24 protein-coding genes are annotated in these 24,522 nt (G+C 62.3%); 12 read left to right on the top strand and 12 right to left on the bottom strand.

Annotation, left to right across the window (positions count from 1 at the left end; translation table 11 throughout):
- The first annotated feature begins 41 nt into the window (after positions 1-41).
- From JET14_RS04805 to JET14_RS04785, 5 genes are all read left to right on the top strand, one after another.
- The gene (locus tag JET14_RS04805; protein ID WP_200337038.1) at positions 42-1,097 is read left to right on the top strand and encodes an ABC transporter ATP-binding protein; all 1,056 of its coding nucleotides are present in this window, start codon (positions 42-44) and stop codon (positions 1,095-1,097) included.
- Positions 1,094-1,948 carry an ABC transporter permease gene (locus JET14_RS04800; RefSeq protein ID WP_200337037.1) on the top strand — a complete coding sequence of 285 codons (855 nt, stop codon included), beginning with the start codon at positions 1,094-1,096 and terminating at the stop codon, positions 1,946-1,948. Before JET14_RS04805 ends, JET14_RS04800 begins: the two co-directional genes overlap by 4 nt.
- Complete coding sequence (locus JET14_RS04795; protein WP_200337036.1) at positions 1,945-2,772, top strand: ABC transporter permease; 828 nt, start codon at positions 1,945-1,947, stop codon at positions 2,770-2,772. Before JET14_RS04800 ends, JET14_RS04795 begins: the two co-directional genes overlap by 4 nt.
- 45 nt (positions 2,773-2,817) lie before the next feature.
- Entirely contained in the window at positions 2,818-3,924 is a 1,107-nt protein-coding gene (locus JET14_RS04790; protein WP_200337035.1) for an extracellular solute-binding protein, read from the top strand.
- An 87-nt stretch (positions 3,925-4,011) separates the two neighbouring features.
- Entirely contained in the window at positions 4,012-4,782 is a 771-nt protein-coding gene (locus JET14_RS04785) for a DUF1868 domain-containing protein (RefSeq protein ID WP_200337034.1), read from the top strand.
- Positions 4,783-4,864: 82 nt separating this feature from the next.
- On the opposite strand, the gene JET14_RS04780 is transcribed toward JET14_RS04785, so the two are convergent.
- Together JET14_RS04780 and JET14_RS04775 are read right to left on the bottom strand one after the other, a co-directional pair.
- Positions 4,865-5,638, bottom strand: a complete 774-nt coding sequence (locus tag JET14_RS04780) for a DeoR/GlpR family DNA-binding transcription regulator (protein ID WP_200337033.1) — start codon at positions 5,636-5,638, stop codon at positions 4,865-4,867.
- Positions 5,639-5,772: 134 nt separating this feature from the next.
- Entirely contained in the window at positions 5,773-6,912 is a 1,140-nt protein-coding gene (locus tag JET14_RS04775; protein WP_200337032.1) for a lytic murein transglycosylase, read from the bottom strand.
- A gap of 329 nt (positions 6,913-7,241) precedes the next feature.
- Between JET14_RS04775 and JET14_RS04770 the strand changes: the two genes are divergently transcribed.
- The 3 genes from JET14_RS04770 to JET14_RS04760 are packed head-to-tail and all read left to right on the top strand — an operon-like array spanning position 7,242 to position 10,454.
- Positions 7,242-8,663 carry a circularly permuted type 2 ATP-grasp protein gene (locus JET14_RS04770; RefSeq protein WP_200337031.1) on the top strand — a complete coding sequence of 474 codons (1,422 nt, stop codon included), beginning with the start codon at positions 7,242-7,244 and terminating at the stop codon, positions 8,661-8,663.
- 2 nt (positions 8,664-8,665) lie between these two features.
- The gene (locus tag JET14_RS04765) at positions 8,666-9,604 is read left to right on the top strand and encodes an alpha-E domain-containing protein (protein ID WP_024709781.1); all 939 of its coding nucleotides are present in this window, start codon (positions 8,666-8,668) and stop codon (positions 9,602-9,604) included.
- Positions 9,605-9,635: 31 nt separating this feature from the next.
- The gene (locus JET14_RS04760) at positions 9,636-10,454 is read left to right on the top strand and encodes a transglutaminase family protein (protein ID WP_200337030.1); all 819 of its coding nucleotides are present in this window, start codon (positions 9,636-9,638) and stop codon (positions 10,452-10,454) included.
- A 47-nt stretch (positions 10,455-10,501) separates the two neighbouring features.
- Here the strand turns inward: JET14_RS04760 and JET14_RS04755 are convergent, their stop codons facing one another.
- The 3 genes from JET14_RS04755 to JET14_RS04745 form a co-directional block, all read right to left on the bottom strand.
- Positions 10,502-11,548, bottom strand: a complete 1,047-nt coding sequence (locus JET14_RS04755; RefSeq protein ID WP_200337029.1) for a Gfo/Idh/MocA family protein — start codon at positions 11,546-11,548, stop codon at positions 10,502-10,504.
- Complete coding sequence (gene guaB, locus JET14_RS04750) at positions 11,545-13,050, bottom strand: IMP dehydrogenase (RefSeq protein WP_200337028.1); 1,506 nt, start codon at positions 13,048-13,050, stop codon at positions 11,545-11,547. The genes JET14_RS04755 and guaB overlap by 4 nt, the downstream gene beginning before the upstream one ends.
- A 182-nt stretch (positions 13,051-13,232) precedes the next feature.
- A complete protein-coding gene (locus tag JET14_RS04745) occupies positions 13,233-14,228 on the bottom strand; it encodes an MBL fold metallo-hydrolase (protein ID WP_200337027.1) in 996 nt (331 codons plus the stop codon).
- A 194-nt stretch (positions 14,229-14,422) separates the two neighbouring features.
- Here JET14_RS04745 and JET14_RS04740 point away from each other — a divergent pair, with 194 nt between their 5' ends.
- From JET14_RS04740 to glpK, 3 genes are all read left to right on the top strand, one after another.
- Positions 14,423-15,814, top strand: coding sequence for an MFS transporter (locus tag JET14_RS04740; RefSeq protein ID WP_200337026.1), 1,392 nt, complete (start codon positions 14,423-14,425; stop codon positions 15,812-15,814).
- Between the two features lie 101 nt (positions 15,815-15,915).
- On the top strand, positions 15,916-17,445 hold the full coding sequence (gene glpD, locus JET14_RS04735; RefSeq protein ID WP_200337025.1) for a glycerol-3-phosphate dehydrogenase: 1,530 nt from the start codon (positions 15,916-15,918) through the stop codon (positions 17,443-17,445).
- A 24-nt stretch (positions 17,446-17,469) separates the two neighbouring features.
- Positions 17,470-18,960: a glycerol kinase GlpK gene (gene glpK / locus JET14_RS04730; RefSeq protein WP_200337024.1), complete on the top strand. Its 1,491-nt coding sequence runs from the start codon at positions 17,470-17,472 to the stop codon at positions 18,958-18,960.
- Here the strand turns inward: glpK and JET14_RS04725 are convergent, their stop codons facing one another.
- The 6 genes from JET14_RS04725 to JET14_RS04700 all read right to left on the bottom strand — a co-directional run bounded on the left by JET14_RS04725 (position 18,961) and on the right by JET14_RS04700 (position 22,350).
- Complete coding sequence (locus JET14_RS04725; RefSeq protein WP_200337023.1) at positions 18,961-19,455, bottom strand: GNAT family N-acetyltransferase; 495 nt, start codon at positions 19,453-19,455, stop codon at positions 18,961-18,963.
- Positions 19,456-19,529: 74 nt separating this feature from the next.
- Complete coding sequence (locus tag JET14_RS04720) at positions 19,530-20,024, bottom strand: lysozyme inhibitor LprI family protein (RefSeq protein WP_200337022.1); 495 nt, start codon at positions 20,022-20,024, stop codon at positions 19,530-19,532.
- A 141-nt stretch (positions 20,025-20,165) separates the two neighbouring features.
- A complete protein-coding gene (locus tag JET14_RS04715; protein ID WP_200337021.1) occupies positions 20,166-20,675 on the bottom strand; it encodes a lysozyme inhibitor LprI family protein in 510 nt (169 codons plus the stop codon).
- Positions 20,676-20,753: 78 nt separating this feature from the next.
- Positions 20,754-21,419, bottom strand: coding sequence for a PAQR family membrane homeostasis protein TrhA (trhA, locus tag JET14_RS04710; protein ID WP_200337020.1), 666 nt, complete (start codon positions 21,417-21,419; stop codon positions 20,754-20,756).
- Positions 21,420-21,578: 159 nt separating this feature from the next.
- Positions 21,579-21,902 (bottom strand): TraR/DksA family transcriptional regulator, encoded by a 324-nt coding sequence (locus tag JET14_RS04705; RefSeq protein ID WP_200337019.1) that lies wholly within the window; start codon positions 21,900-21,902, stop codon positions 21,579-21,581.
- Between the two features lie 37 nt (positions 21,903-21,939).
- A complete protein-coding gene (locus tag JET14_RS04700; RefSeq protein ID WP_024709793.1) occupies positions 21,940-22,350 on the bottom strand; it encodes a universal stress protein in 411 nt (136 codons plus the stop codon).
- Between the two features lie 326 nt (positions 22,351-22,676).
- On the opposite strand from JET14_RS04700, the gene JET14_RS04695 reads away from it, so the two are divergent.
- Positions 22,677-23,963: an NAD(P)/FAD-dependent oxidoreductase gene (locus JET14_RS04695; RefSeq protein WP_200337018.1), complete on the top strand. Its 1,287-nt coding sequence runs from the start codon at positions 22,677-22,679 to the stop codon at positions 23,961-23,963.
- A 45-nt stretch (positions 23,964-24,008) separates the two neighbouring features.
- Here JET14_RS04695 and JET14_RS04690 read toward each other — a convergent pair whose 3' ends face one another.
- On the bottom strand, positions 24,009-24,398 hold the full coding sequence (locus tag JET14_RS04690; RefSeq protein ID WP_024709795.1) for a DUF930 domain-containing protein: 390 nt from the start codon (positions 24,396-24,398) through the stop codon (positions 24,009-24,011).
- Positions 24,399-24,522 lie beyond the last annotated feature (124 nt).

Genomic DNA, 24,522 nt, shown 5'->3' with positions numbered 1-24,522 from the left:
CAATGAGTAATAAACTATCACCTCAACAGGGGGAGACATGAATGACAGGCATTTCAGCGGACCATCTGGTCATGCGTTTCGACCGTTTCACGGCCGTCAACGACATCAGTTTCGATGTCGCGCCGGGCGAGTTCGTGACGCTTCTCGGACCATCAGGCTGCGGCAAGACCACTCTGTTGAAGATGATTTCCGGCTTTCTGAAGCCGTCGTCCGGCCGCATTTTCCTCGGCGAGGAGGATGTGACAGACAGACCGCCGGAGGCGCGCGATACCGCGCTCTGCTTCCAGTCCTACGCGCTCTTTCCGCATCTGAGCGTGAAGGAAAATCTCGAATTCGGGCTGAAGCAGAAGAAAATTCCGCGCAAGGATCGCACCCTTCGCGTCGGCGAGGTGGCGGAAAAGCTCGGGCTGGAACCGCAGCTTGAGAAGCTTCCGAACCAGCTTTCCGGCGGCCAGCAGCAGCGCGTCTCGCTCGGTCGCGCGCTCGTCATGCGCCCCGGCGTCATCCTGTTCGACGAGCCGCTGTCGAACCTCGATGCCAAGCTGCGCGATCAGGTGCGCATCGAGATCCGCCGCATCCAGCAGGATTTCGCCCTCACCGCCATCTACGTGACCCATGACCAGGCCGAGGCGCTGGCGCTTTCCGACCGGATCTTCGTGATGAATGCCGGCAGGGTGGAACAGGCCGACACGCCGGAAACGCTCTACCGCAAGCCCGCCACCCGTTTCGTCGCCGATTTCATCGGCGGTGCCAACATCCTGCCGGCGAAGCTCAAGCCGCGCGACGGCGGCAAGGACCGGCTCATCGATACGCCAGCCGGCATCTTTTCGGTCTCAGGCGAGGCTGCCCTTCCCGAAGGAAATATCTGTCTCTGCTTCCGCCCGGAAACCGCGCGCCTGCTGAGCGGTCCTGCAGACGGCGCGCTTTCGGGCACGGTCGTGACCCGCGCCTTCCAGGGGCACTTCACCGATCTTATCGCCGAGACCAACGGCAGCTCCTACCGTATCCAGGCCCGTGAAACGGACTTGAGAGAAGGCGATACCGTCTATTTCACCGTCGCTCCGGAAGACGTGATTCTGCTGGGAGCGGAGACATGACCGCCCGTCGCTGGCTTGTGGTCGCAGCCCTTCTGACGCCCGGCCTAGGTCTGATCCTGGCGCTGATCGGCACGGTCATCTACATGGCGATCGCCCAGTCACTCGGCTATTTCAGTTTCGGGGCGGAAGGCCAGTTCTCGTTTGAATATTGGGGCGAGGTTTTCGGCCGCAGGCTGTTTTCCCGCTCGGTACGCTATTCGCTTTATATCGGCACGGTCAGCGCCATCCTCTCGGTCGCCCTTGCCTACCCGCTGGCGATCTGGCTGAGAAAACCCTTTTCCGGCTCGATGACCATCGGCTCCATGCTGAAGGCGCCGATGCTGGTGCATGGCCTGGTCGCAGCCTTCCTGTTCCTGAACATCATTGCCTATCACGGGCCGCTGAACCAGCTGATGCAGGCGCTCGGTATCTGGAGCGAACCGCACCGGCTGCAGAATGACCGTCACGGCATCGCCGTCCTCATCCTTCAGGTGTGGAAGAACCTGCCCTTTGCGCTCCTGCTGCTGACGGGGGCAGTGCAGGGCATTTCCGACGACGTGCTGGATGCGGCCCGCGACATGGGCGCCGGCGCATGGTCGCGCTTTCGCAAGGTCATCGCGCCGCTCTCGGTTTCCGCGATGCAGGCCGCCCTCGTCATCATCTTCATCGGCGCACTCGCTGACTTCTCCTTTCAGACGGTTGTCGGCCCCACCAATGTCCAGTCGCTCGCCCAACTGATGGTGTTCTTCAAGGGCCGCGGCGACTGGCATTCGGCCGCCGTCGTCGGCGTGTCGCTGATGGTGCTGGCGCTCGCCGGCTCCACGCTCCTGGCGATCGCGGCGCGTTTCATCATGAAGGGACGGCTGAAATGACCCGCAGGAAGCTCGTTTTCGCCCTTCTGATCCTGCTCTCGGTGGTCTTCATCATCTGGCTGATCATTCCCTTCGCCATCGCGGTTCTGTGGTCACTGACCGACCCGGCGGAACCGTGGACAGCCGCGACGCTTCTACCGCCGGTCATGTCCTTTGCCCGCTGGTCGGACATGTGGCAGCATTCGGGCCTCAAGCAGGCGCTCGTGACGTCCTATACGCTCGCCCCGACGGCTGCCGTCACCTGCCTGCTTCTGTCGCTGCCGACGGCGCTGGCGCTCGGGCGCTTTGCCTTTCCGGGCCGCGAGGTCGCCAAGATCCTCTGCCTTCTGCCGCTCGTCGTGCCGCCCTTCGTCACCTCGATCTTCTTTACCGCGCTTCTGTTCACGCTCGGGCTGCAGAACTTCCGTTTCGGCGCGATCGTCTTTGCCCATTCGGTGCTGTTCCTGCCCTATGCGATCCGGATCATGACGGTGAGCTTCGAACAGGTCCGCCAGGATCATATCGATGCCGCGCGCGATCTCGGCGCAAGCCCCTGGGCGCGGTTTACCGCCGCCTACCTGCCGGCGCTGCGGCCCGGCATCTTCGCCACGCTCCTCATCGTCTTCATCCAGTCGATCGAGGAGTTCGCCATCGCCTATATCGTCGGCTCGCCGGAAATCGTAACGGTCCCGACCCTTCTTTACGCAGCACTCGGCCAGGACTTCGTCCGCCCCAATGCCGCCGTGCTGTCACTCATCCTCGTCGTCCCCAATGTTCTGCTGATGCTGATCCTCGAGAAGCTTCTGAAGTCGGCAAATCCGACGCTTGCATCAGGCAAGGGATAACGCGGTCGCATGCCCAGGAAGAACCCCAACGGAGAGACTGTCAAAATGCTGAAAACGCTTATTCTTTCGACCACCGCACTGGCGTTTGGCGCAAGCGCCGCATTCGCTGCCGACATCACCGCGATGAGCTGGGACGACATCGTCGCCAAGGCCAAGCAGGAAGGCGAGGTCAACTGGTATGTCTGGTATTTCCAGGACGATTTCCGCAAGGTCGTCGCGCCTTTTGAAGAAAAATACGGCATCAAGGTGAACATCCCGGCCGGCGGCTCCGCCTCCGGCAATGCCGACAAGCTTCTCGCCGCAAGCGCCAGCGACACCGGCGACATCGACGTCTTCGCCTGGGGCTATGGCGACATGTCGACGCTCGATTTCGCCAAGCTCTTCACCCCGCTTTCCATGCTGCCCAAGGACGCCGGCCGCATCAACACGGTCAACAATATCGACGGCGGCGACTATGTTTACGCCTATTGGGGCAACCAGACCGGCATTGCCTATGACCCCGCCAAGGTCGACGAGAATGCCCTGCCCCAGACGCCGGAAGACTTCTCCGCTTTCTGGGAAGACAATCCCGGCAAGTTCGGCTTCAACTACGAGAATGGCGGCTCCGGCCCGTCCTTCTATTCCAACATCCTGCGCGTCCTTTCCGGCCTCGACTTCAACGACGGCGATGATTCCGCCGCCCGCATCGAGGCGCTTGAGCCCGGCTTCACCTTCTTCAACGATTATGCCGACGACTATGTAATCACCACGTCCAACGCCGACAGCATCATCCGCATGTCCGATGGCGAGCTGTTCATGGCACCGGTCTGGGAAGACCATCTGGCAAGCCTGCAGAAGAGCGGCGAGGCCCGCAAGGACCTCAAGCTCTACATCCCGGAAATGGGCATGAACGGCGGCGGCAACGGCGTTGCCATTCCCAAAAACGCCCCGCATCCGGCCGCCGCCGCCCTTCTGATCGACTGGCTGACATCGCCGGAAACCCAGACCACGTTCAACGCCACCTTCGGCACGGCGCCGATGAACGCCAATGCCGATGACAGCAACGCGCTGATCTCCAACGACCAGCGTCAGTATTCGGTCGCCGGCGCGGCCCAGCCGTTCAAGACGGCGATGGAAGAGGCCTTCGTCGACAACGTCATCCTCGAGCGCTGATTTCCGCGAAACACCCGGCCCGGCGGTCGAACCGGTTGCCGGGCTTTTCTCATTCCTGAAAAGAAAAACAAGAAAAGGCATGCTCTCATGAGCCCCCGACACTTCCATTCCGCGCGCACCGAGGCTGAACACGACAACTGGCTCAACCGCATCGACGAAACCGGCAAGGCGGGCAAACCCCTGCCGAGCATCACGTCTGACAACGGCGGGGGAAAATTCGCGACGGATGGACGCGTCCTGCCCTATCCCGGCAATACCTTCATCTGCCATATCGACAAGTCATCGCGCGAATACACGATCCTTTGCGAATTGCAGGAAAAGCTGAAGACGCTGCCGACGGCGCGTTACTTCACCTTCCTGCCGCATGAGAGCTTCCACATGACCGTGTTCTGCGGCATTTCCGGCAATCCGCTGGATACCGACGGCTGGCCGGACGGCTTGGAGCGCGGATTGTCGCTAGCCGAGATGAACCGTCATTTTCTCGCGGCTTCTGCGGATATAGAGGGCTTTTCCGGCGTCACCGTGCGTGCCGACCACCTGAAGGCCGGTTACTCCATCCACGCCGAACCCGCAGACCGCAAAAGCTTCGACGAACTCTGGCGGATGCGTGACCGGCTTGCCGAGGCGACGGGCCTGAAGCGCGAGGATCACGACCGCTACCAGTTCCACATCTCGTTCGCCTATCGCATCCGGCGCATGCCGGCTGAAACCGCGAAAGCCCACATCGAGCACTCATCGGCCTTGTTCGAGGCGGTCTATCCGGAGCTGCAGGAGATCCGTCTCGGCCCGGTGGAATTCTGCTCCTTTGAGACCATGCACCATTTCCGCACGGAAAAACGGCTGATGCCGAAGGGCTGATATGGGGCGGCCGGGACTTCGCTTTCCGCCTAGCGAATGCCCGCGCGCGGGGCGGAGCAGGCAGCGCCGCTCCGGTTGCCGCTCATACCAGATCTCCCTCCGGATAGCGCAGATCGACGCCTTCTGCCTCGATCAGCGCCGCCATTTCCGGCGTCGGCGGCCCGTCGAGCACGAGAATGTCGGCATCGCCCAACCGGCCGCGCTTGGCCGGCGCGGGGCGCGAGAACTTGGAACGGTCGGCAACCAGGATCGAGGTGCGGCAACTCATGCGGATCGCTTCGCGCGCGGCCGCCTCCTGCTGGTCGAAATCGACAAGCGCGCCGTCGGGTTCAACGCCGGCAACGCCATAGATGCCGAAATCGGCTCGGTAGCCGTTGAACATGGCCTCCACTTCCTGACCGATCAGGTCGCGGTCGGGAAGCCGGATCATGCCGCCGGGAATGAAGATACGGTTGGAGCTGTTCGGGCTGAGCGCCATGGCAACGTTCAGATTGTTGGTGACCACCGTGAGATCGTCATGATCGACCATGGCGGCCGCCACCATTTCCGGCGTCGTGCCGATCGAAAACATCACCGAGGCCCGGCTCGGGATCATCTGGGCGACGAGCTGGCCGATCCGGCGCTTTGCTTCGGGGTGCGACAGGCGACGGCTGTCATAGGAGAGATTGACACCGGCGCTCATCCGTTCCACACCGCCATGGCTGCGACGCAGCTGGTCGGCGCGGCAGAGCATGTTGACGTCGCGGCGGATCGTCTGCGGCGAAACGGAGAACTCCTCCGCCAGCGCCTCGATGGTCATCGACCCATGGGCCTCAACCAGAGCCAGGATTTTCGTTTGACGATCACTTATGTTCATTAGCGCCACTGAATTGCGATTTCGATGCGCGAACGAACATCCACTCGGCAAGTGACAGGGTTTTGAACCTATGATGACGTTTGAATGAAAGTGGCAGCGAACTCAGATATTGTTGCCGCGGTCTGGCGCTTCAGTCAGCCAAGCTGCATCAACAGATCCATTGACGGCTCGCCCGTAACGGCGAGACCGTTTGCACGCTGATAGGCCGAGATCGCCGCGCGCGTCTGCGTGCCGAAAACGCCGTCCACCGTGCCGGCGTCATAGCCCCTGGCTTCCAATCCCGCCTGCAGCGCCTTGCGCTGGTCGGCGGTGAAGCCGTAGCGATCCGGCGGGAACGTCCCGGCGATCGGGCCGGCGCCGGCAATGCGGTCGGCAAGGTGGCCGACGCCGATCGCGTAACTCGTCGAATTGTTGTAGCGCTTGATGACATCGAAATTGGGCCCGACGACGAAAACCGGCCCGCCGTCGTGCGGCTGAATGCGGCGACCGCCGGCGACGGATGCCCCCGGAGAGCCTGCCTCCCCGCCCCAGGGCTCGCCCGTGCGCCATCCGGACCGGTTGAGATAGGCGGCCGTGCTTGCCAGCGCGTCGGTCGGATCGTCGCTCCAGATATCGCGCCGCCCGTCGCCGTTGAAATCGACGGCATAGCCGAGATAGGAGGTGGGGATGAACTGGGTGTGACCCATGGCGCCGGCCCAGCTTCCGATCATCCGCTGCGGGCTGATATCGCCGTTCTGAAGGATTTTCAGAGCCCCCAGCAACTGGCTTTCGAAGAAACTGCCGCGGCGTCCCTCATAGGCGAGCGTCGACAGCGCCGAGACGACCGGCACATCGCCGCGCCGCTCGCCATACATGCTCTCCAGCCCCCAGACGGCGACGACCACGGTTCCGTCAACCCCGTAGACCGCCTCGATCTGCTCCAGCACATTCCGGTAGCGGGCATAATTGGCGCGCCCCTTGGCCACCCGCTCGTCGGAGGCGGCGATGGCGAGGTACTCCTCGAGCGTGCGGTTGAACTCGGTCTGGTTCCGGTCCTGTACGATGACGTCGGGCGTATAGCCCGCGTTGGCAAACGCCGCGTTCAGCGTCTGCCGCGAAATGCCCTTCGCCTCGGCGCGGGTCCTGAAATCCTCCACCCAGGCGTCCCATCCGGCATTGGCAATCGCGCCGGGGGGCGTCGAACCCGACGGCGACCCGCCGAACAGACTACTCGAACAGGCCGAGAGCAAGGTCCCTAGCGCCATAAGAGAAAATGCGCGTCTCGTCGCATGCATGCGCTGATCCACTCCGCTGCGTGTTCAAGGAAAGATTCTAGCGCAGAATGCAACGGCGGCAAGTCGGCCGAAGGGTCTGGCCAAAGGTTCGATATCAAAATCTGTTGACGTCTCTGTCTTGCCCGAGCACGCGCCTCTGCAGCGCTCGCGCCGAAGATGCGCAAGCGCGACGAGCCGCCTGCCCATTTATTCGGCGCATTTTGAGGGGAACTGCCCGAATTTCAGCGCGTTGGTTGTATTGGACCATGCAAATGCCGCCTTCCGCAGGAAGGCATGGTCCTTGCATTACTTCAGATGTTGTATTGATATGCGATAATAACAATCGGGGGATGAACGCTTTGCCATTCGATGAAATGATGACCGCGGACAACCAGCCGCGCGACCCTTACAAGGACTACTATGACTGGTACAGTCAGCAGAACCCCGCATCCCTGATTGCGAAATCGCGCGATGCGGAAAACATTTTCCGCAAGACGGGCATCACCTTCGCTGTTTACGGCCATGCCGACAGTTCGGAAAAGCTGATCCCCTTCGACATCGTGCCGCGCATCATTTCCGGCCGGGAATGGCGCAAGCTGGCAGCCGGCATCGAACAGCGCGTCATCGCGCTGAACGCCTTTCTCAAGGACATCTACCACAAGCAGGAGATCATCAAGGCCGGTCGCCTGCCGCGCCGTCTGATCGAGGAGAATGACGCCTTCCTGCCGCAGATGATCGGCTTCGAGCCGCCCGGCGGCGTCTATACCCACATTGTCGGCACCGATATCGTGCGCACCGGCGAGGACCAGTTCTACGTGCTGGAGGACAATGCCCGCACGCCGTCGGGCGTTTCCTACATGCTGGAAAACCGGGAAACCATGATGCAGATGTTTCCCGAGCTGTTCTACAAGAACCGGGTGCGCCGCGTGGAGGACTACCCCCAGCTTCTGCGCCAGAGCCTTGCGACGCTTGCGCCTCCCGGCTTCTCCGGCACCCGGCCGCGCGTCGGCGTACTGACGCCCGGCATCTACAACTCCGCCTATTACGAGCATTCCTTCCTCGCCGACATGATGGGCGTGGAACTGGTCGAGGGCCAGGATCTGCGCGTCATCGACGGCAAGGTGAAGATGCGCACCACGCGCGGCTACGAGGCGCTGGACGTCATCTATCGCCGCGTCGACGACGACTTCCTCGATCCCCTCACCTTCCGCCCGGACTCCGCGCTCGGCATTCCGGGCATAATGGATGTTTACCGCGCCGGCCATGTCACCATCGCCAACGCGCCGGGCACCGGCATTGCCGATGACAAGGCGATCTATTCCTACATGCCGGAAATCGTCGAATTCTACACCGGCCAGAAGCCGCTTCTGGAAAATGTGCCGACATGGCGCTGCTCGGAGCCGGAAAGCCTCGCCTATGTGCTCGACAATATTGCGAACCTCGTGGTCAAGGAAGTGCATGGCTCCGGCGGCTACGGCATGCTGGTCGGTCCGGCGGCGAGCAAGAAGGAGCTGGAAGACTTCACCGCCAAGCTTCGCGCAAGGCCCGCGAACTACATCGCCCAGCCGACGCTTTCGCTCTCCACCGTCCCGATCCTCGTCAAGAAAGGCATCGCCCCGCGCCATGTCGATTTGAGGCCCTATGTGCTGGTGTCGGACCGCGTGCGGATCATGCCCGGCGGGCTCACCCGCGTCGCATTGAAGGAAGGCTCCCTGGTGGTCAATTCCAGCCAGGGCGGCGGAACCAAGGATACATGGGTGCTGGAGGACTGATGATGCTTGGAAAAACCGCAAACGGCCTGTTCTGGATGTTCCGCTATTTCGAGCGCGCCGAGAACATCGCCCGCCTGATCGACGCCGGCCAGCGCGTGGCGCTGACGCGCTCCAACGGCGCGGATGACTGGGACGGCATCCTGCAGAGCGCCGGCGTCCAGGAAGCCTATTTCGAGGTGCACAGCAAGCTGACGGCCGACAATGCCATCGACTTCCTGTTGCGTGACCGCCGCAACCCTTCGAGCGTCGTCTCGTGCATCGACGCGGGCCGCAACAATGCCCGCCTGGTGCGCACCGCGCTGACGCGCGAGACATGGGAAGCCACCAATGAATGCTGGATCGAAAGCCGGAGCCTGCTTTCGGCCAAGCTGAGGCCGGCCGACCTGCCCAAGGCGATCGACTTGGTCAAGCACAAGACGGCGCTGATCCGCGGCACCTTCCACGGCTCGATGCTGCGCAACGAGATCTACAACTTCGCCCATATCGGCACGTTCATCGAGCGCGCGGACAATACCAGCCGCATTCTCGACGTGAAATATTACGTGCTGCTGCCGTCAGTCCACCATGTCGGCACCTCGCTCGACAATCTGCAGTGGGAATCGATCCTGCGTTCGGTCTCGGCCCACCGGGCCTATGGCTGGGTGCATAACGGCGAGTACCGCCCGAGCCAGATTGCCGAATTTCTGATCCTCGACGTGCAATTGCCGCGCTCGCTCGCCTATTCCTACGAGAAGATCGTGCTCAATCTGGACTATCTCGCCGCCGATTACGGCGAGCGGCTGGAGGCGCACGACACCGCGCATGCCATCCGCAGCACACTTCGCAGCCAGAAGATCAAGACGATCATGGACAACGGCCTGCACCAGTTCCTCGAGGACTTCGTCAGCCGCAACAACAAGCTCAGCCAGCAAATCAGCGAGGGGTATCGCTTCTACGCATGAGGGTGCGGAAAGGCGTGAAGGGACAAACGCGATGCTTTTGAACATCAACCATGTGACTGAATACAGTTACGAGACCCCGGTTCAGTTCTCGCTGCAGCGGCTGCGGCTGACGCCGGTCGATTCGGCCGGCCAGACAATCCGCGACTGGGCGGTGACCATCGAGGGCGCCAAGAACGAGGTCGCCTATACCGACCAGTACGAGAACCATGTCCGGCTCGTCTCCGTCGAGGGGGAACATCCGAGCGTTCGCCTGATCGCCTCGGGGACGGTGGAAACCCGCGACACGGACGGCATTTTCGGCCCGGCCTCGCCGGACATCCCGCTCTGGCTGTTCCTGCGGCAGACGCCGCTGACAACCGCCGACAAGCCGATTGAGAAGCTCGTCGAAAAGCTCGAGGGCGACTCGGACCTGGCCAAGCTTCATAACCTGATGGAGCGGCTGCACAAGACCATGACCTTCAAGCCCGGCACGACCAGCGTCGCGACTACGGCCGGCGAGGCGCTGGAGGCCAAATCCGGCGTCTGCCAGGACTATGCCCATATCGTGATTGCCTCAGCCCGCAAGATGAAGGTGCCGGCGCGCTATGTCTCCGGCTATCTCTATATGCCCGATCTGGAAAACCAGACGGCAAGCCACGCCTGGGCGGAGTGCTATCTGGAAGGCCTCGGCTGGGTCGGCTTCGACGCCGCAAACAAGGTCTGCCCGGACGAGCGCTATGTGCGGGTTGCCTCAGGCCTGGATTACAGGGATGCCGCGCCCGTTTCCGGCATGACGATCGGCGGCGGCAGGGAAAGCCTTGCGGTCAAGCTATCCGTCGCCAGCCAGAGCCAGTCGCAAAGCCAGAGCTGAGTTTTACGCCGCCGCAAAGAGACGACTGCGGCGGCGCATTGCCTGCTTCAACGGGCGCTCTTCAGCACCGGCAGCCCCACGCCTTCGCGCCAGCGATCGATCACCCTCGCATTGAGGATGCTTTCCTCGCCGCTCAGTGCCGGCCATGGCGCCGTCTTCAGCCCGGCGAGAATGGCGTTCGTCGCCGCTTCCGCCTCGAAGGCGAAGAGCTGGCGCGGATCGCGCAGCCATTCCTCGCGCGTCCCGTCCTCCGTCTCGATCACGATTTTCGCGTCGGAAGGACCGGCATTGCGGCCAGGACGCCAGGGAACGGGAAGGCGGATCGTGCCTCTGGTGCCGGTGAGCACCAGCGTGTCCTCCATCTCCCGGCGCAGCGCGCAGGCGATGCTTGCCGTCAGCCCGTCGCCGAAATCAAGCTCGGCATCGGCGATCTCGTCAACGCCGGTCGGTCCGATCTCGCCGGATGCCTCAAGGGTCACCGGCTCGGCATAGGGCAGGCCCTTCGCCGCCCCGGCGATCAGGCGCACGGTCGTCACCGGATAGCAGCCGATATCGAGAATGCCGCCGCCGCCGAGGGCGGGATCGAAGAGCCGCGAAGACGGATCCCGCTCCCTGAACCCGCCGTTCTTCGCCTCGATATGGGTGAGCTTTCCGATCACGCCATCGCGCACCAGTTCAACAAGCCGGGCGGTCTGCGGATGGCTCCGGCACTTGTAGGCCTCCATGAAAAAGACATCGGCCTTGCGCGCGGCCTCGACCAGCGTTTCGACATCGCTTGCGCCAAGACCCGCAGGCTTTTCCACCATGAGTCCCTTGCCGGCCTCGATCGCCAGAAGCCCGTGCGCCAGATGGAAGGAATGCGGGGTGGCGACATAGATGACGTCGAGATCGGGATCGGCGACGAGTTCCTCATAGGAGCCGTAGAGCCGTTCCACGCCATGGCGTTCGCCGAATGCCGCCAATCGGTTCGGCGTGCGTCCGCCGGCAGCCAGGAGTTTCGCCGAGGGCGTCTGCGACAGGCCGACGGCGAAGTTGTTGGCGATGGCGCCGGGGCCGAGAATGCCCCAGCAAACCTGTCTTCCTGTCATGCTCATGCGGCGCCGCCCGGATAGTTCGGGCTTTCGCGGGTAATGGTGACGTCATGGGCGTGGCTTTCGCGCAGCCCCGCATTGGAGATTTGCACGAAAGTCGCCTTTTCCTGGAAATCGACGATATCCTTGCCGCCGACATAGCCCATGGCGGCGCGCAGACCGCCCGCGAGCTGGTGCAGGACGCCGCCGGTCGGGCCCTTGTAGGGCACCTGGCCTTCAATGCCCTCGGGCACCAGTTTCAGCGTGTCGCGCACTTCCGCCTGGAAATAGCGGTCCGCAGAGCCGCGCGCCATGGCGCCGACGGAGCCCATGCCGCGATAGGCCTTGAAGGACCGGCCCTGATAAAGGAAGACCTCGCCCGGGCTTTCATCCGTGCCGGCGAGAAGCGAGCCGACCATGACGGCGGACGCGCCGGCGGCGATCGCCTTGGCCATGTCGCCGGAGAACTTGATGCCGCCGTCCGCGATCACCGGAATGCCGGCATCGCGGGCTGCCTCGGCAGCGGCCATCACGGCTGCAAGCTGCGGCACCCCGACGCCCGCGACAATGCGCGTGGTGCAGATCGAGCCCGGACCGATGCCGACCTTGACCGCGTCCGCGCCCGCATCGATCAGCGCCTTGGTGCCGTCGGTGGTGGCGACATTGCCGGCCATGATGCGCACCGAATTCGACAGCGTCTTCACCCGGCCGACCGCATCCAGCACCTTCTGCGAATGGCCATGGGCGGTGTCGATGACGATCAGGTCGACGCCGGCATCGACCAGCATCTCGGCGCGCTGGAAACCGTTATCGCCGACGGAGATGGCGGCGGCGGCGCGAAGCCGGCCCTGCGCGTCCTTGGAAGCGTTGGGATTGAGCTGCGATTTCTCGATGTCCTTGACGGTGATGAGGCCGACGCAATGACCGCGATCATCGACGACGAGCAGCTTTTCGATGCGATGGTGATGGAGAAGCCTCTTGGCTTCCTGCTGGTCGACGGTTTCACGAACCGTGATCAGGTTCTCCCGCGTCATCAGCTCGTAGATGCGCTGCTCGGGGTTGGAGGCAAAGCGGACGTCGCGGTTGGTCAGAATGCCGACGAGGCGGCCGGAGGTGTGGCCATCGCTGGTGCCCTGCTCGACCACCGGAATGCCGGATATGTGATGTGCCTTCATCAGCGCCAGCGCTTCGGCCAGAGTCGCGTCCGGGCCGATGGTGACCGGGTTGACCACCATGCCGCTTTCGAATTTCTTCACCTGGCGAACCTGTTCGGCCTGCTCGTGCGGGGTGAGGTTGCGGTGGATGACGCCGATGCCGCCGGCCTGTGCCATGGCGATTGCAAGCCGGGCCTCGGTAACCGTATCCATCGCGGAGGAGAGGATGGGCAGGTTGAGATTGATGTCGCGGGCGATCGTGGTCGAAACATCGACCTGTCCGGGCATCACCTCTGAATGACCCGGCTGCAGCAGCACATCATCAAAGGTGAGCGCCTGCATGCCGGTAGCGGCCTGAATAATCTGAGCCATGGCCAATTTCCTTTTTCAAATACGAAATGGCCGGGCGGTGCGTTCCGTCCGGTCCCTTGCAGATAAGTCTGGAAGTTGGCGAGTGCTCGTAACACGAAGATGACGCGTTGGAAATACCCAATCCGAAATGCGCATTCCGGATCGGGCGGATTGTGAAGGCGGCGCAATTGCGCCGCGTGTTTTCAGACCTTGAACTGGTACGTCTTCGGCATGAATTTGTAGCCGTCTCCGACCTTTTCCACATAGCCGACGGCAGGGAACGGCATGTGATAGCCGAGGAAAGGAATCCGCTCGGCGGCCACCATGTCGAAGACCTGCCTGCGGGTCGCGGCAGCCATCTCCTTGTCCATGTCGAAGCGCACATGCCAGTCCGGGCGCTGCAGAGAAAGCACGTACTGATTCGCGGTGTCGGCCGTCAGCAGCAGCCTCTCGTCGCCCGAACTGAGCATGAAGATCAGATGGCCGGGCGTGTGGCCGAAGGCGTCCATTGCCGTGATGCCGGGCACGACTTCATCGCCGCCGCCGATGAAGGTCGCCTGATCGACAAGCGGCGTGACGAGCTTCTTCACGCTCTGGTGGCCGCCTTCGGCGGGCGTGCCCATGCGCGCATCATCGCTCCAGAAGGCATATTCCTTCTCGCCGAAGACATAGCGCGCATTCGGAAAAGCCGGGCCGTCCTCTTCCATCAGCCCGTTGATATGATCGCCATGCATGTGGGTGATGACGACGATGTCGATGTCCTCCGGCTGGTAGCCATTGGCAATCAGCCCCTCCCGCAAACGCCCAGCGCCCCAGGAGCGGCCCGCAGGCCCCATGCCGGTGTCGAACAGCACGGTCTCATTACCGGTATCGACAAGCACCGGCGCAAACCCGTTGATCAGCTTGTCCGGCGGCAGGAAATTCTCCTCAAGCAGGGCGGCAACGGTCTCCGGGTCCTGCCCGGTACCGAAGGTCTCGCCCGGATTTTCCATCAGCCTCGTGCCGTCCTCGACGACGAGCAGCTTGAAGTCGCCGAGATCAAAACTGTCGCTCGGCGGCGCATCGACCATCTTCATGCGGTCGCCTTCCGTGCTCTGCGACTGGGCGCTTGCCGCACCGGTCACGAAGGGCGTGGCGATGGCGGCCAGTCCCGCGCCGGCCATCAGACGACGGCGGTTGATACCAGTATTCTCAGTCATCAATCGTCCTCCTGGAATGAAAATTCAACACCTCTGACCTTGGGGAGGATGCGTCGGTTTCAAGTCGGATGCATGTATTTGCCCTGACTGAAGCGTCACATTTGCGTGAGCGGGAAAAGGGCTTGGGCCATTGGCTTTTGCGCGAGCGCCAGATAGAACGTCTGCTCTTGTCACATTTTCCGAGTTGCCGAGAGATGAACCCGATCGTTCCGCTGATCATGGCCGTTGCGCTCTTCATGGAGCAGATGGATTCGACCGTCATCTCGACAGCGCTGCCGGCCATTGCCGCCGATCTGAACGTCGGTCCGATCACGCTGAAGCTGGCGCTGACCACCTATATGGTGGCGCTTGCGATCTTCATTCCCGTTTCCGGCTGGACGGCCGACCGTTTCGGGGCCAAACGCGTTTTTCGCGCGGCGATCATCGTTTTTTTGATCGGCTCCGTGTTCTGCGCGATCTCGAGCAATCTGATCGAGTTCGTGGCCTCGCGCTTCCTGCAGGGCATGGGCGGGGCGATGATGACGCCGGTCGGACGCCTGGTGATCCTGAGGACGACAAACCGCTCCGAACTGGTGCGCGCCATGGCGTTGCTGACCATCCCGGCGCTTCTGGGCCCGATGGCGGGACCGCCGCTCGGCGGCTTCCTCACCACCTATTTCTCATGGCACTGGATATTTCTCATCAACGTTCCGATCGGCATTGTCGGCCTGATCATGGCCGGCATCTTCCTGCCGCTGATCGAGGATGAACCGCCGTCGAACCTCGACTGGAAGGGCTTTTTCCTGGTAGCGCTTGCCGCCTCCGGCATCGTCTTCGGCCTGTCGGTGATCAGCCTGCCGGCCCTGCCGCCGGCGACCGGCTTCATCACCACCGCGATCGGCTTCCTGTCGGGATTCTGGTATATCCGTCACGCGCGTCGGGTCGAAAAGCCGCTTCTCAACCTGTCACTGTTTTCCAATGCGAGCTTCGCCGTTGCCACGTCTGCGGCGACGTTCTTCCGCATGGCGACGGGCGCCTTCCCCTTCCTGATGCCGCTGATGTTGCAGCTCGGTTTCGGCCTCAACCCGTTCGAATCCGGCATGATCACCTTTATCGGCGCGGCCGGCGCGCTTCTGACCAAATTCGTCGCGCCGAAGGTATTTTCCGCCTTCGGCTTCCGCACCGTGCTGATCACCGCATCGCTGGGCGCAGCGGTGCTGACCGTCACCTTCGCCTTCTTCGAGGCGACGACGCCGCATCTCGTCATTCTGGCAATCCTGTTCTGCTCGGGCCTGTTCCGCTCCTTCTTCTTCACAGGCGTCAACGCGCTTGCCTATGCCGATATCGAAAACAGCCAGGCGAGCCAGGCAACGGCGATAAGCTCAATGTTCCAGCAGGCGAGTTTCGCCCTCGGCGTTGCCTTCGCCGCCGTGATCCTCGAGCTTGCCGGCCATTTCACCGGCGGCGAGTTGACGGTCGCCCATTTCCACATCGCCTTCGCCGTCGTCGCGATTCTCTCGCTCATCTCGGTCTTTCCGCTGATGCGCCTGAGAGCGGATGCGGGAGCGGCAGTGTCCGGCCACAGAGCCGCGCAGGCTGCGGAATGAGATCAGGCAAAACGAACATTTGCGATCATATAATTTGACATTCCGAAGATTTGCGCGCATTCTGCCTTGCTAAATATCAAGAGCAGACGGGAGCTATCGCGATGCCACGCGCCGAAAATCCAGCCGAGCCGGTGGACATTTTCGTCATCGGCGGCGGCGTCAACGGCGTCGGTATTGCCCGCGATGCGGCCGGCCGCGGTCTTTCCGTGGCGCTCGCAGAAATGCATGATCTCGCCTCGGCGACCTCTTCCGCCTCGACCAAGCTGTTTCACGGCGGGCTGCGTTATCTGGAATATTACGAGTTCCGGCTGGTGCGCGAGGCGCTGATCGAGCGCGAGGTGCTTTTGAAGGCGATGCCGCATATCTCCTGGCCGATGCGCTTCGTGCTGCCGCACCACAAGGGCCTGCGCCCCTGGTGGCTGATCAGGCTCGGCCTGTTTCTCTACGACCATCTCGGCGGCCGCAAGATCCTGCCCGCCACCAAAAGCGTCGATCTGACGAATGATTCCGCCGGAAAAGCACTCAAAAGCGAATATCGGCGCGCATTCGAATATTCGGATTGCTGGGTGCAGGATGCGCGCCTCGTGAGCCTGATGGCCCGCGACGCGGCCGAGCGCGGCGTCAATGTCATGGTCAGGACAAAGGTCACGCGGGCAGAACAGGTGGATGCCCCTGCCGGCGGTGACCGCCTGTGGAAAATCGAACTCGAGGACGAACACGGTCCGCTTCAGCCGGTCCTTGCCCGCGCGCTGGTCAATGCCGGCGGTCCCTGGGTCGCCGATATCATCGCTGGCGCGCTTGGCATCAACACGTCAGAGAAGGTTCGCCTCGTGCGCGGCAGCCATATCGTGACGAAGAAGCTCTACGACCACGACCGCTGCTATTTCTTCCAGGGCAGCGACGGGCGCATCATCTTCGCCATTCCCTATGAGCAGGATTACACCCTGATCGGCACCACCGACAAGGACCATCAGGGCCCGGCATCCTCGGCGAAATGCACCGATGAGGAAGCGGATTATCTCTGCCGCTTTGCGTCTGAATATTTCGAAAAGCCGGTCACCCGCGAAGACGTCGTCTGGACCTATTCCGGCGTGCGCCCGCTCTATGACGACGGCGCCTCCTCGGCAACGGCGGCGACCCGCGACTACGTGCTTTCGCTGCGCAAGGAAGGCGCGCCGCTTCTCAGCGTTTTCGGCGGCAAGATCACCACCCACCGCAAGCTTGCCGAGGCCGCTCTCCACAAGTTATCCCCATTCTTTCCACAGGCCGGCGAGGACTGGACGGCGGGCGCGACGCTGCCCGGCGGAGATTTTCCGGTGAGCGACGCAGCCGCGCTTCCCAGCCGCCTTCGCGAGGATTATCCGTTTTTGAGCGAGGCGCAGGCGTTGCGCCTCATCCGCACCTATGGCACCGATTGCTGGAAGATGCTCGGCCATGCCTCCGGCCCCGAGGACCTCGGGCAGGCCTTCGGCGCCGGACTCTATGAGGCAGAGGTGCGCTGGCTCGTGGAGAACGAATTCGCGCGCCGGGCCGAGGATATCGTTTTCCGGCGCACGAAATTCGGCTTGCGCATGAGCGGGGAAGAGATCGCGGCGCTCGATGACTGGCTTGTCGCGCAGCAGGCACGATAGACTTCGAACGGGGAGGAGAAGGGCATGAGCCACATTCTGGCGATCGACCAGGGCACGACATCGAGCCGCGCGATCATTTTCGACGCGAACATGAAATTGGTGGCCTCGGCGCAGGAGGAGTTCCGGCAGTATTACCCGGCCTCGGGCCTTGTCGAGCACGCGCCGGCGGATATCTGGTCGACGGTTGCCGCGACCTGCCGCGAAGCGATCGAGCGCGCCGATATCCATGCCGCCGACATTGCCGCGATCGGCATCGCCAACCAGCGCGAGACCGCGCTGATCTGGGATCGCAAGACCGGGCGGCCGATCCACAAGGCGATCGTCTGGCAGGACCGCCGCACGGCAGATACCTGTGCCAGGCTGCGCGAAGAGGGCCACGAGGCTTTCATCACCTCCGCTACCGGCCTCATCCTCGATCCCTATTTTTCGGCGACCAAAATCGCATGGATGCTCGACAATGTGGAAGGCGCAAGGACGCTGGCGAAAAAGGGACGGCTCGCTTTCGGCACGGTCGACACCTATCTTATCTGGCGGCTGACCGACGGCAAGTCCCACGTCACCGACGCCACCAATGCCGCCCGCACCATGCTATACAATATCCGCGAGGGAAAGTGGGACGAGGACATCTGCGCGCTGCTCGATATCCCGATGTCGCTTCTGCCTGAAGTAAAGGATTGCGCCGCCGATTTCGGCATGACGCGCGATGACCTGTTCGGCCGAGAGATTCCGATTTTCGGCGTCGCCGGCGACCAGCAGGCGGCAACCGTCGGCCAGGCCTGTTTCGAGCCGGGCATGATCAAGTCGACCTATGGCACGGGCTGTTTCGCGCTTCTCAACACTGGCGACAAGTTCGTAAAAAGCGAAAGCCGGATGCTTTCCACCATCGCCTACCAGATGGACGGCAAGCCGACCTACGCGCTTGAGGGCTCGATCTTCATCGCCGGCGCCGTCGTGCAATGGTTGCGCGACGGGCTGAAGGTGATCCGCCACGCCCGCGAGACCGACGCGCTGGCAAACAGCGCCGACCGCGAACAGACGCTTTACATGGTGCCTGCCTTTACCGGTCTCGGCGCGCCCTACTGGGATGCCGAATGCCGCGGCGCGATCTACGGGCTCACCCGCAATTCCGGCCCGGCGGAATTTGCCCGCGCCGCGCTTCAAAGCGTCGGCTACCAGACGCGCGACCTGCTGGAGGCCATGCATGGCGACTGGGGAAGCCATGATTCGGCGAATATCCTCAGGGTCGATGGCGGCATGAGCGCCAATGACTGGACCATGCAGTTCCTCGCCGACATTCTGGGCGTGCCGGTCGACCGGCCGCAGGTCGTCGAAACCACGGCGCTGGGCGCGGCCTGGCTTGCGGGAAGCCGCGCCGGCCTCTATCCCGGCCTGAAGGAATTCGCTTCAGCCTGGGCCGTCGATCGCCAGTTCAAGCCGGCCATGGAAGCGGCAACCCGCGAGAAACTCTACAAGGGCTGGAAGAATGCGGTTCAGCGGACCCTCGGTCCGATCTGATCAGTCACCAAACCTGTACTGCATCGTCACCAGATCGAGCCAGCGGCCGAATTTTGTCCCGACTTCCGGATAGCGTCCGACGTGGAAAAAGCCGAGGCGTTCATGCAGCGCGATCGAGGTGATGTTCTCGCCCTCGATCGCGGCGATCATGGCATGTACACCATTTTCGCGCGCATGGTCGAGCAGCGCTTCCATGAGCCTGCGCCCTGCCCCGCCGCCGCGGCAATCCCTGTGCACATAGACCGAATGCTCGACCGTATGGCGATAGCCGTCAAACGGTCGCCAGTCGCCATAGCTTGCATAGCCGATCACCGCGCCGTCACGCTCGGCCGCCAGGACCGGAAAGCCGCGCGCCGCACGCGCTTCGAGCCAGGCCTTGCGGTTATCCAGATCGACGAGGATATCGTTCCAGATCGCCGTGGAATTGAGAACGGCATCATTGTAGATTTCGAGGATGGCCGGCAGATCGGCCTCCCGCGCGTTGCGTATCAGCATGGCTCAGAGGATCCCGGGAAGAGGCGTTTTCCGATTGGAACACCGATACCAGAGACCCCTGCGGCCCGAAAGCGCTATTCGGCGATCATCGCATATTTGAGGAAGAGCGCCTGATCGGCGGTGGTCTGCTGCCTGCAGCCGGCGGCAAGCGTCTTGCCCATCGTCCCGCCCTGGGACTGGCTCTCGACGAAGGCGCATCGCGCATCGCGGTATTTTATCCAGTCGCGTTCCATGGCGAGCAGCGCCTCGGCGATCGACGAACCGGAGACCGCTTCGTCGAGCTTTTTCGCCTGTTTCATGACCTTCTCGTAGGTGGCGTTCAGCTGCTTGTCCCAGAAGGCCGTCTCGCTCGCCGTGCAACGCACCATGCCGGCGGAGGTCTGGCCGAAATCGTTGGCGTTGATGCATTTTGCCGTCGAAAGGCCGATGCATTTTTCTCCCGCATCCACCGAACTGGCCTTGGCAAGGCATTGCGCGGTCGCCGCATCGGAATAGATGATCTCGTCGGCATGGGCGGCGACAGGCACAATGAGCAGCGTCGAAAAGGCAAGAAAGGTCGGCAGGCGCATCAAATCCTCCTGATCCATCTGTTCCGATTTCATCAGGATCATACGACAATTATACGTTGATCGGCAAAACCTGACACTCCGTGGCCGGAAAGCGCTATTGCCGGCGTTCCTTCACGCGAGCGGGCAAGATTGCAGCCTCGCTCAATAGGTCGGCCAGGAATTGTCCAGATAGATCGCCTGATCCGCGGTCATTCGCAACAGGCAGCCGGCATAGACCGGTCCGGCGATCGTGCCGCCCTGATACTGGTTGGCCTCGTACTCACAAGTTGCATCGCGAAAATTGATCCAGATCCGTTGCATGTCGCGAAGACTTTCGGCGAGTTCGCCATTGGCGCGCGGATCGTTCTCGGCCTCTGCATCGGCCGCCTTGGCGCGGGCGAGCAGTTCGCGATAGGTCCGGTTCAGCCATTCATCCCAGAATTTGGTTTCAAGCGCCGCGCATTCCTGCAGGCCGATCGTGGTCGACCCGTAGTCCGAGGCATTCTGGCAGGCCTCGGCGGAGACGCCCGCGCAGGCCCGCATTTCGGCCTCGGTCCCGGCAAGGCTCACGCACTCAGTCACGAGATCGTTGGAATAAACCACTTCCTCATCCGCCAGAGCGGGCGATGCGGACAACAGAGCCGTCGCCGCCAGAGCTTTCACAATATGCATGTCTCTCTCCCCGATGCTTTTCGCCGGCCTCTTTGCCAAAGCCGCGACCGGTCGCTTGAGTTCCGCCGTCTGCCGGCGTCAGCCTGCAAGGCTGAAACAGGTCAGTACCGCCGCATAATGCACGGCGGCGGCGGCAACGACAAATCCGTGCCAGATCGCGTTCTGGAACCTGAGCTTCTCCCACACATGAAACAGCACCCCGGCGGAATAGATCACGCCGCCGACGACGATCAGTATGCTGGTGGCTAGCGGCAGCAGCGGGAAAAGCGGTCGCGCGACGAGGACCCCGCTCCAGCCCATGGCGAGGTAGAGCAGGATCGCCAGACGGTCATAGCGGCCCGGGAAGAACACCTTCAGCGCGATGCCGAGCGCGGCAATGATCCAGACTCCGACGAACAGCGCCATGATCAGCGGATCGCCCATGCCGCGCTGAAGAAAGGGCGTATAGGTCGCGGCGATCAGGATGAAGATCGAGCTGTGGTCGAGCCGTTTCCAGATTGCCTTGGTGCGACCGGCCTTCGGCGGCCAGAGATTATAGGAAAACGAGATCGACAGCGTCAGCACCAGCCCGGCGGAATAGACGGCGGCGGCGGCGATCTGGGCCGCGCTCGTCCACACCGCGGCGTAGAAGATCAGCACCGTGGCGCCGACAAGCGCCATCACCACGCCGACGCCATGGACGATGCCGTCGGCAATCAGTTCGGCAAGGTCGTAGGGGCTGCCGCGGCGCGCGAACTGCTTCATTCGGAAAATCGTCTCCGGCGTTTCATCATCAACAAACGAGGATGGGGAACAGGTCCCGGCGAACCCGTTTGCTGCAAGCCTAACGCCAAAATGCGACCGGCGAAAGGCCGCATTGCAATGCAACCTTCCGCCGGTCTTCATCCGGTGCTGCGCCAGGCTTCAGTGAAGATCGGCCGCGCAGGTTTTGCAGAAAGGCGTGTAGGGCACGGCGTCCAGCCTTTCCTCGGCAATCGCGTCGCCGCATTTCACGCAGACGCCGAACGTGCCGTCCGCAACGCGCTGCAATGCAGCATCGATCGCCTTGATCTCGTCCGAGCCGACATGGCCGAACTCCTCGAGCACCTCGTCGTTTTCGGCTTCCATCGCCCGGTCCTGACTGTCCGGGTTGCGGGACCGGCCGAGGTCGGTATCGATCTTCTGAAGCCGGGTCAGTATCTCGGCCTTGCGCCCCTCCAACAGGGCCTTGTAGCGCATCGCGTCCATGTTTTCCTCCCTTGTTGCCGTCGGGCGTTCTCAAACGTCAGCGGCGAACGAGAACGGAGCAGGCGGCGTGGCGAACCACGCGGTCGGCCGTCGAGCCGATGAGATAGTTCGAGAAATCGGGCCGATGGGAGGCCACCAGAATGAGGTCTGCCTTGTGGGCCTTGGCCGAAGCCAGGATTTCACGCGCCGGCGGGCCGGTGCGCAACTCGATCTCGGCATCCACCTTGGCGCGGGACCTCAGTTCCTGCAGCTTGTCGCGCGCATCGTCAACGGCGCTGTCCATCAGATCCACCGGCACATCGATCGCCAGATAGGACGGGATTTCCTCGACCACGTGGAGCAGAACGATCTCGCCGGCGGGATCCAGCAATTCGCTGGCCTTGGTCAGAATGTCGAGTCCCCTGTCGAGCACGGAAATGTCGACCGGTACGATGATTTTCTTGAACATTGTTTCCTCCTTTCCCGGTTCCCCCCGTGATTGAGAGGGTACTCGCCTTTCAAGAGCATGACTGGCGACCCGGGTCTACTGGCTGTTGACCCGACAGTCGCGCCGCCGGTCGCCTTCCGCATTGATCAAGGTCAATTTCAGATTTGATGATTGTTAGTTTTATAGCGCAAATCATCGAACGGCGCGATTGAAATATACGCTATTGCGTATCTTCATAGAAATACATATCTATAAGTCAATTGGCACTGACCGGGAGCGGCGGTGACCGGAGGTCCGGGCCGGGCCCGTTTCCGCTTCGCCGGACCTGATCTTTAAGGGAGGAAAACATGGCACATATCGTAGTATTGGGCGCAGGCCTTGGAGGCACCATCGTCGCCTATGAATTGCGCGAGAAGCTCGGCCGCGAACATTCGGTCACCGTCATCAACAAGGGATCCGTCTATTCGTTCGTTCCGTCAAACCCCTGGGTGGCTGTCGGCTGGCGCACCGAGGAGGACGTCCAGGTCGACCTGGCGCCGGTTTTCGCCAAACGCAACATCACGCTGAGGCCCGAGGGCGCTGCGAAACTCCATGCGGCGGAAAACCGGGTCGAACTGACCGACGGCAGCATGGTCGATTACGACTACCTGGTCATCGCCACCGGCCCGGAACTTGCCTTTGACGAGATCGAGGGATTCGGCCCCGGCACGGGCTTTTCACAGTCAGTGTGCGAGACCGGCCATGCGGGAAAGGCAAAGTCCGCCTTTGACGCGCTTGTCGAAAACCCGGGACCGGTCGTCATCGGCGCCGTTCAGGGCGCATCGTGCTTCGGTCCGGCCTATGAATTCGCCTTCATCCTCGACAAGGCGCTGCGCGATGCCAGGGTGCGCGACCGGGTGCCGATGACCTTCGTCACGCCCGAACCCTATATCGGCCATCTCGGCCTCGACGGCGTCGGCGACACCAAGGGCCTGATGGAAAGCGAACTGCGCGACCGTCACATCAAGTGGATCACCAACGCCCGCGTCGACCACATGACGCAGGAGAGCGTTGTGGCCGAAGAGATCGGAGAGGACGGCGCGGTCAAGGAACGACACGAACTGCCGGCGACGTTCAAGATGATGCTTCCGGCCTTCCGCGGCGTGTCGGCCATTCGCGGCATCGAGGGGCTGACCAATCCGCGCGGCTTCGTTGTCATCGACAAGCACCAGCAGAATCCGACCTTTCAAAACATCTTCGCCATTGGCGTCTGCGTCGCGATTGCGCCGACAGGCAAGACCGCCGTTCCCGTTGGCGTGCCGAAGACCGGCTTCATGATCGAGTCGATGGCGACCGCCACTGTCGGCAATATCGCCCGGCTGATCGCAGGCGAAAAACCCAATGTCCAGGCCACTTGGAACGCCGTCTGCCTGGCCGATTTCGGCGATGGGGGCGTCGCCTTCGTGGCCCAGCCGCAAATACCGCCGCGCAACGTCAACTGGGCCTCGGAAGGCCGCTGGGTGCATGCGGCGAAGGTCGGTTTCGAGAAATACTTCCTGCGCAAGGTGAGGACCGGCGTCAGCGAACCGTTTTACGAAAAGCTCGCGCTGCAGGCGCTGAAGATCGACAAGCTGAAGGCCGTCACCTTCGACTGAGCCTTGAACGCGGCCGCGCGGAATGACCCCGCCGGCCGCTTGTTCTCATGGGTAGAGATAGTTCCGTTCCCATTCGGAGCGCGGAATTTCCGTGCCGATCTCGAAGCTGAAGGCCGTGACGTTCAGCGCACTGGCATCGGTTACGCAATGATAGCGCAGGTGATACCAGTGTTCGTGAGAGCGAAAGACGGCGCCGTCGGCATCGATCGTGTGCCCCTTCACCTCGGGCGTCGCGAAAGTATAGGCGATCACCTTGTCCGGCGTCATGTCGTCGCGGGCGGCATCGATGCGTGAAAGCGCCTCGACGTCGCAGCGCTGCTCCAGCTCCTCTTCGGGCTCGAGGCGCTCAAGTTCAGCGGCGATGCGCTTGTTGAGCGCCAGGGCCTGAGAGCCTGCCATAACCACGAATGCGGCCACGAGAACAGTCCTGAACACATTTACTCTCCCGACTGACATGTAACACTATTACTCTTCATATGCACAATCCGGCCGCCGGAAGCAAGTCTTCGGCCATCTGCTTGATGTCGCGTGGCGGCAGACTTATGTTCCGGCGACCTGA

It is taken from the genome of Martelella lutilitoris (genome assembly GCF_016598595.1).
GTDB lineage: Bacteria > Pseudomonadota > Alphaproteobacteria > Rhizobiales > Rhizobiaceae > Martelella > Martelella lutilitoris_A.
The sequence above is the reverse complement of the archived record's forward strand: the minus strand, read 5'-3'. Positions and strand labels throughout refer to the sequence as shown.

Coding starts and splice junctions, on each gene's coding strand:
- JET14_RS04805 (WP_200337038.1), top strand. CDS start 42: ATGACAGGCATTTCAGCGGACCATCTGGTCATGCGTTTCGACCGTTTC.
- JET14_RS04800 (WP_200337037.1), top strand. CDS start 1,094: ATGACCGCCCGTCGCTGGCTTGTGGTCGCAGCCCTTCTGACGCCCGGC.
- JET14_RS04795 (WP_200337036.1), top strand. CDS start 1,945: ATGACCCGCAGGAAGCTCGTTTTCGCCCTTCTGATCCTGCTCTCGGTG.
- JET14_RS04790 (WP_200337035.1), top strand. CDS start 2,818: ATGCTGAAAACGCTTATTCTTTCGACCACCGCACTGGCGTTTGGCGCA.
- JET14_RS04785 (WP_200337034.1), top strand. CDS start 4,012: ATGAGCCCCCGACACTTCCATTCCGCGCGCACCGAGGCTGAACACGAC.
- JET14_RS04780 (WP_200337033.1), bottom strand. CDS start 5,638: ATGAACATAAGTGATCGTCAAACGAAAATCCTGGCTCTGGTTGAGGCC.
- JET14_RS04775 (WP_200337032.1), bottom strand. CDS start 6,912: ATGCATGCGACGAGACGCGCATTTTCTCTTATGGCGCTAGGGACCTTG.
- JET14_RS04770 (WP_200337031.1), top strand. CDS start 7,242: ATGAACGCTTTGCCATTCGATGAAATGATGACCGCGGACAACCAGCCG.
- JET14_RS04765 (WP_024709781.1), top strand. CDS start 8,666: ATGCTTGGAAAAACCGCAAACGGCCTGTTCTGGATGTTCCGCTATTTC.
- JET14_RS04760 (WP_200337030.1), top strand. CDS start 9,636: ATGCTTTTGAACATCAACCATGTGACTGAATACAGTTACGAGACCCCG.
- JET14_RS04755 (WP_200337029.1), bottom strand. CDS start 11,548: ATGAGCATGACAGGAAGACAGGTTTGCTGGGGCATTCTCGGCCCCGGC.
- guaB (WP_200337028.1), bottom strand. CDS start 13,050: ATGGCTCAGATTATTCAGGCCGCTACCGGCATGCAGGCGCTCACCTTT.
- JET14_RS04745 (WP_200337027.1), bottom strand. CDS start 14,228: ATGACTGAGAATACTGGTATCAACCGCCGTCGTCTGATGGCCGGCGCG.
- JET14_RS04740 (WP_200337026.1), top strand. CDS start 14,423: ATGAACCCGATCGTTCCGCTGATCATGGCCGTTGCGCTCTTCATGGAG.
- glpD (WP_200337025.1), top strand. CDS start 15,916: ATGCCACGCGCCGAAAATCCAGCCGAGCCGGTGGACATTTTCGTCATC.
- glpK (WP_200337024.1), top strand. CDS start 17,470: ATGAGCCACATTCTGGCGATCGACCAGGGCACGACATCGAGCCGCGCG.
- JET14_RS04725 (WP_200337023.1), bottom strand. CDS start 19,455: ATGCTGATACGCAACGCGCGGGAGGCCGATCTGCCGGCCATCCTCGAA.
- JET14_RS04720 (WP_200337022.1), bottom strand. CDS start 20,024: ATGCGCCTGCCGACCTTTCTTGCCTTTTCGACGCTGCTCATTGTGCCT.
- JET14_RS04715 (WP_200337021.1), bottom strand. CDS start 20,675: ATGCATATTGTGAAAGCTCTGGCGGCGACGGCTCTGTTGTCCGCATCG.
- trhA (WP_200337020.1), bottom strand. CDS start 21,419: ATGAAGCAGTTCGCGCGCCGCGGCAGCCCCTACGACCTTGCCGAACTG.
- JET14_RS04705 (WP_200337019.1), bottom strand. CDS start 21,902: ATGGACGCGATGCGCTACAAGGCCCTGTTGGAGGGGCGCAAGGCCGAG.
- JET14_RS04700 (WP_024709793.1), bottom strand. CDS start 22,350: ATGTTCAAGAAAATCATCGTACCGGTCGACATTTCCGTGCTCGACAGG.
- JET14_RS04695 (WP_200337018.1), top strand. CDS start 22,677: ATGGCACATATCGTAGTATTGGGCGCAGGCCTTGGAGGCACCATCGTC.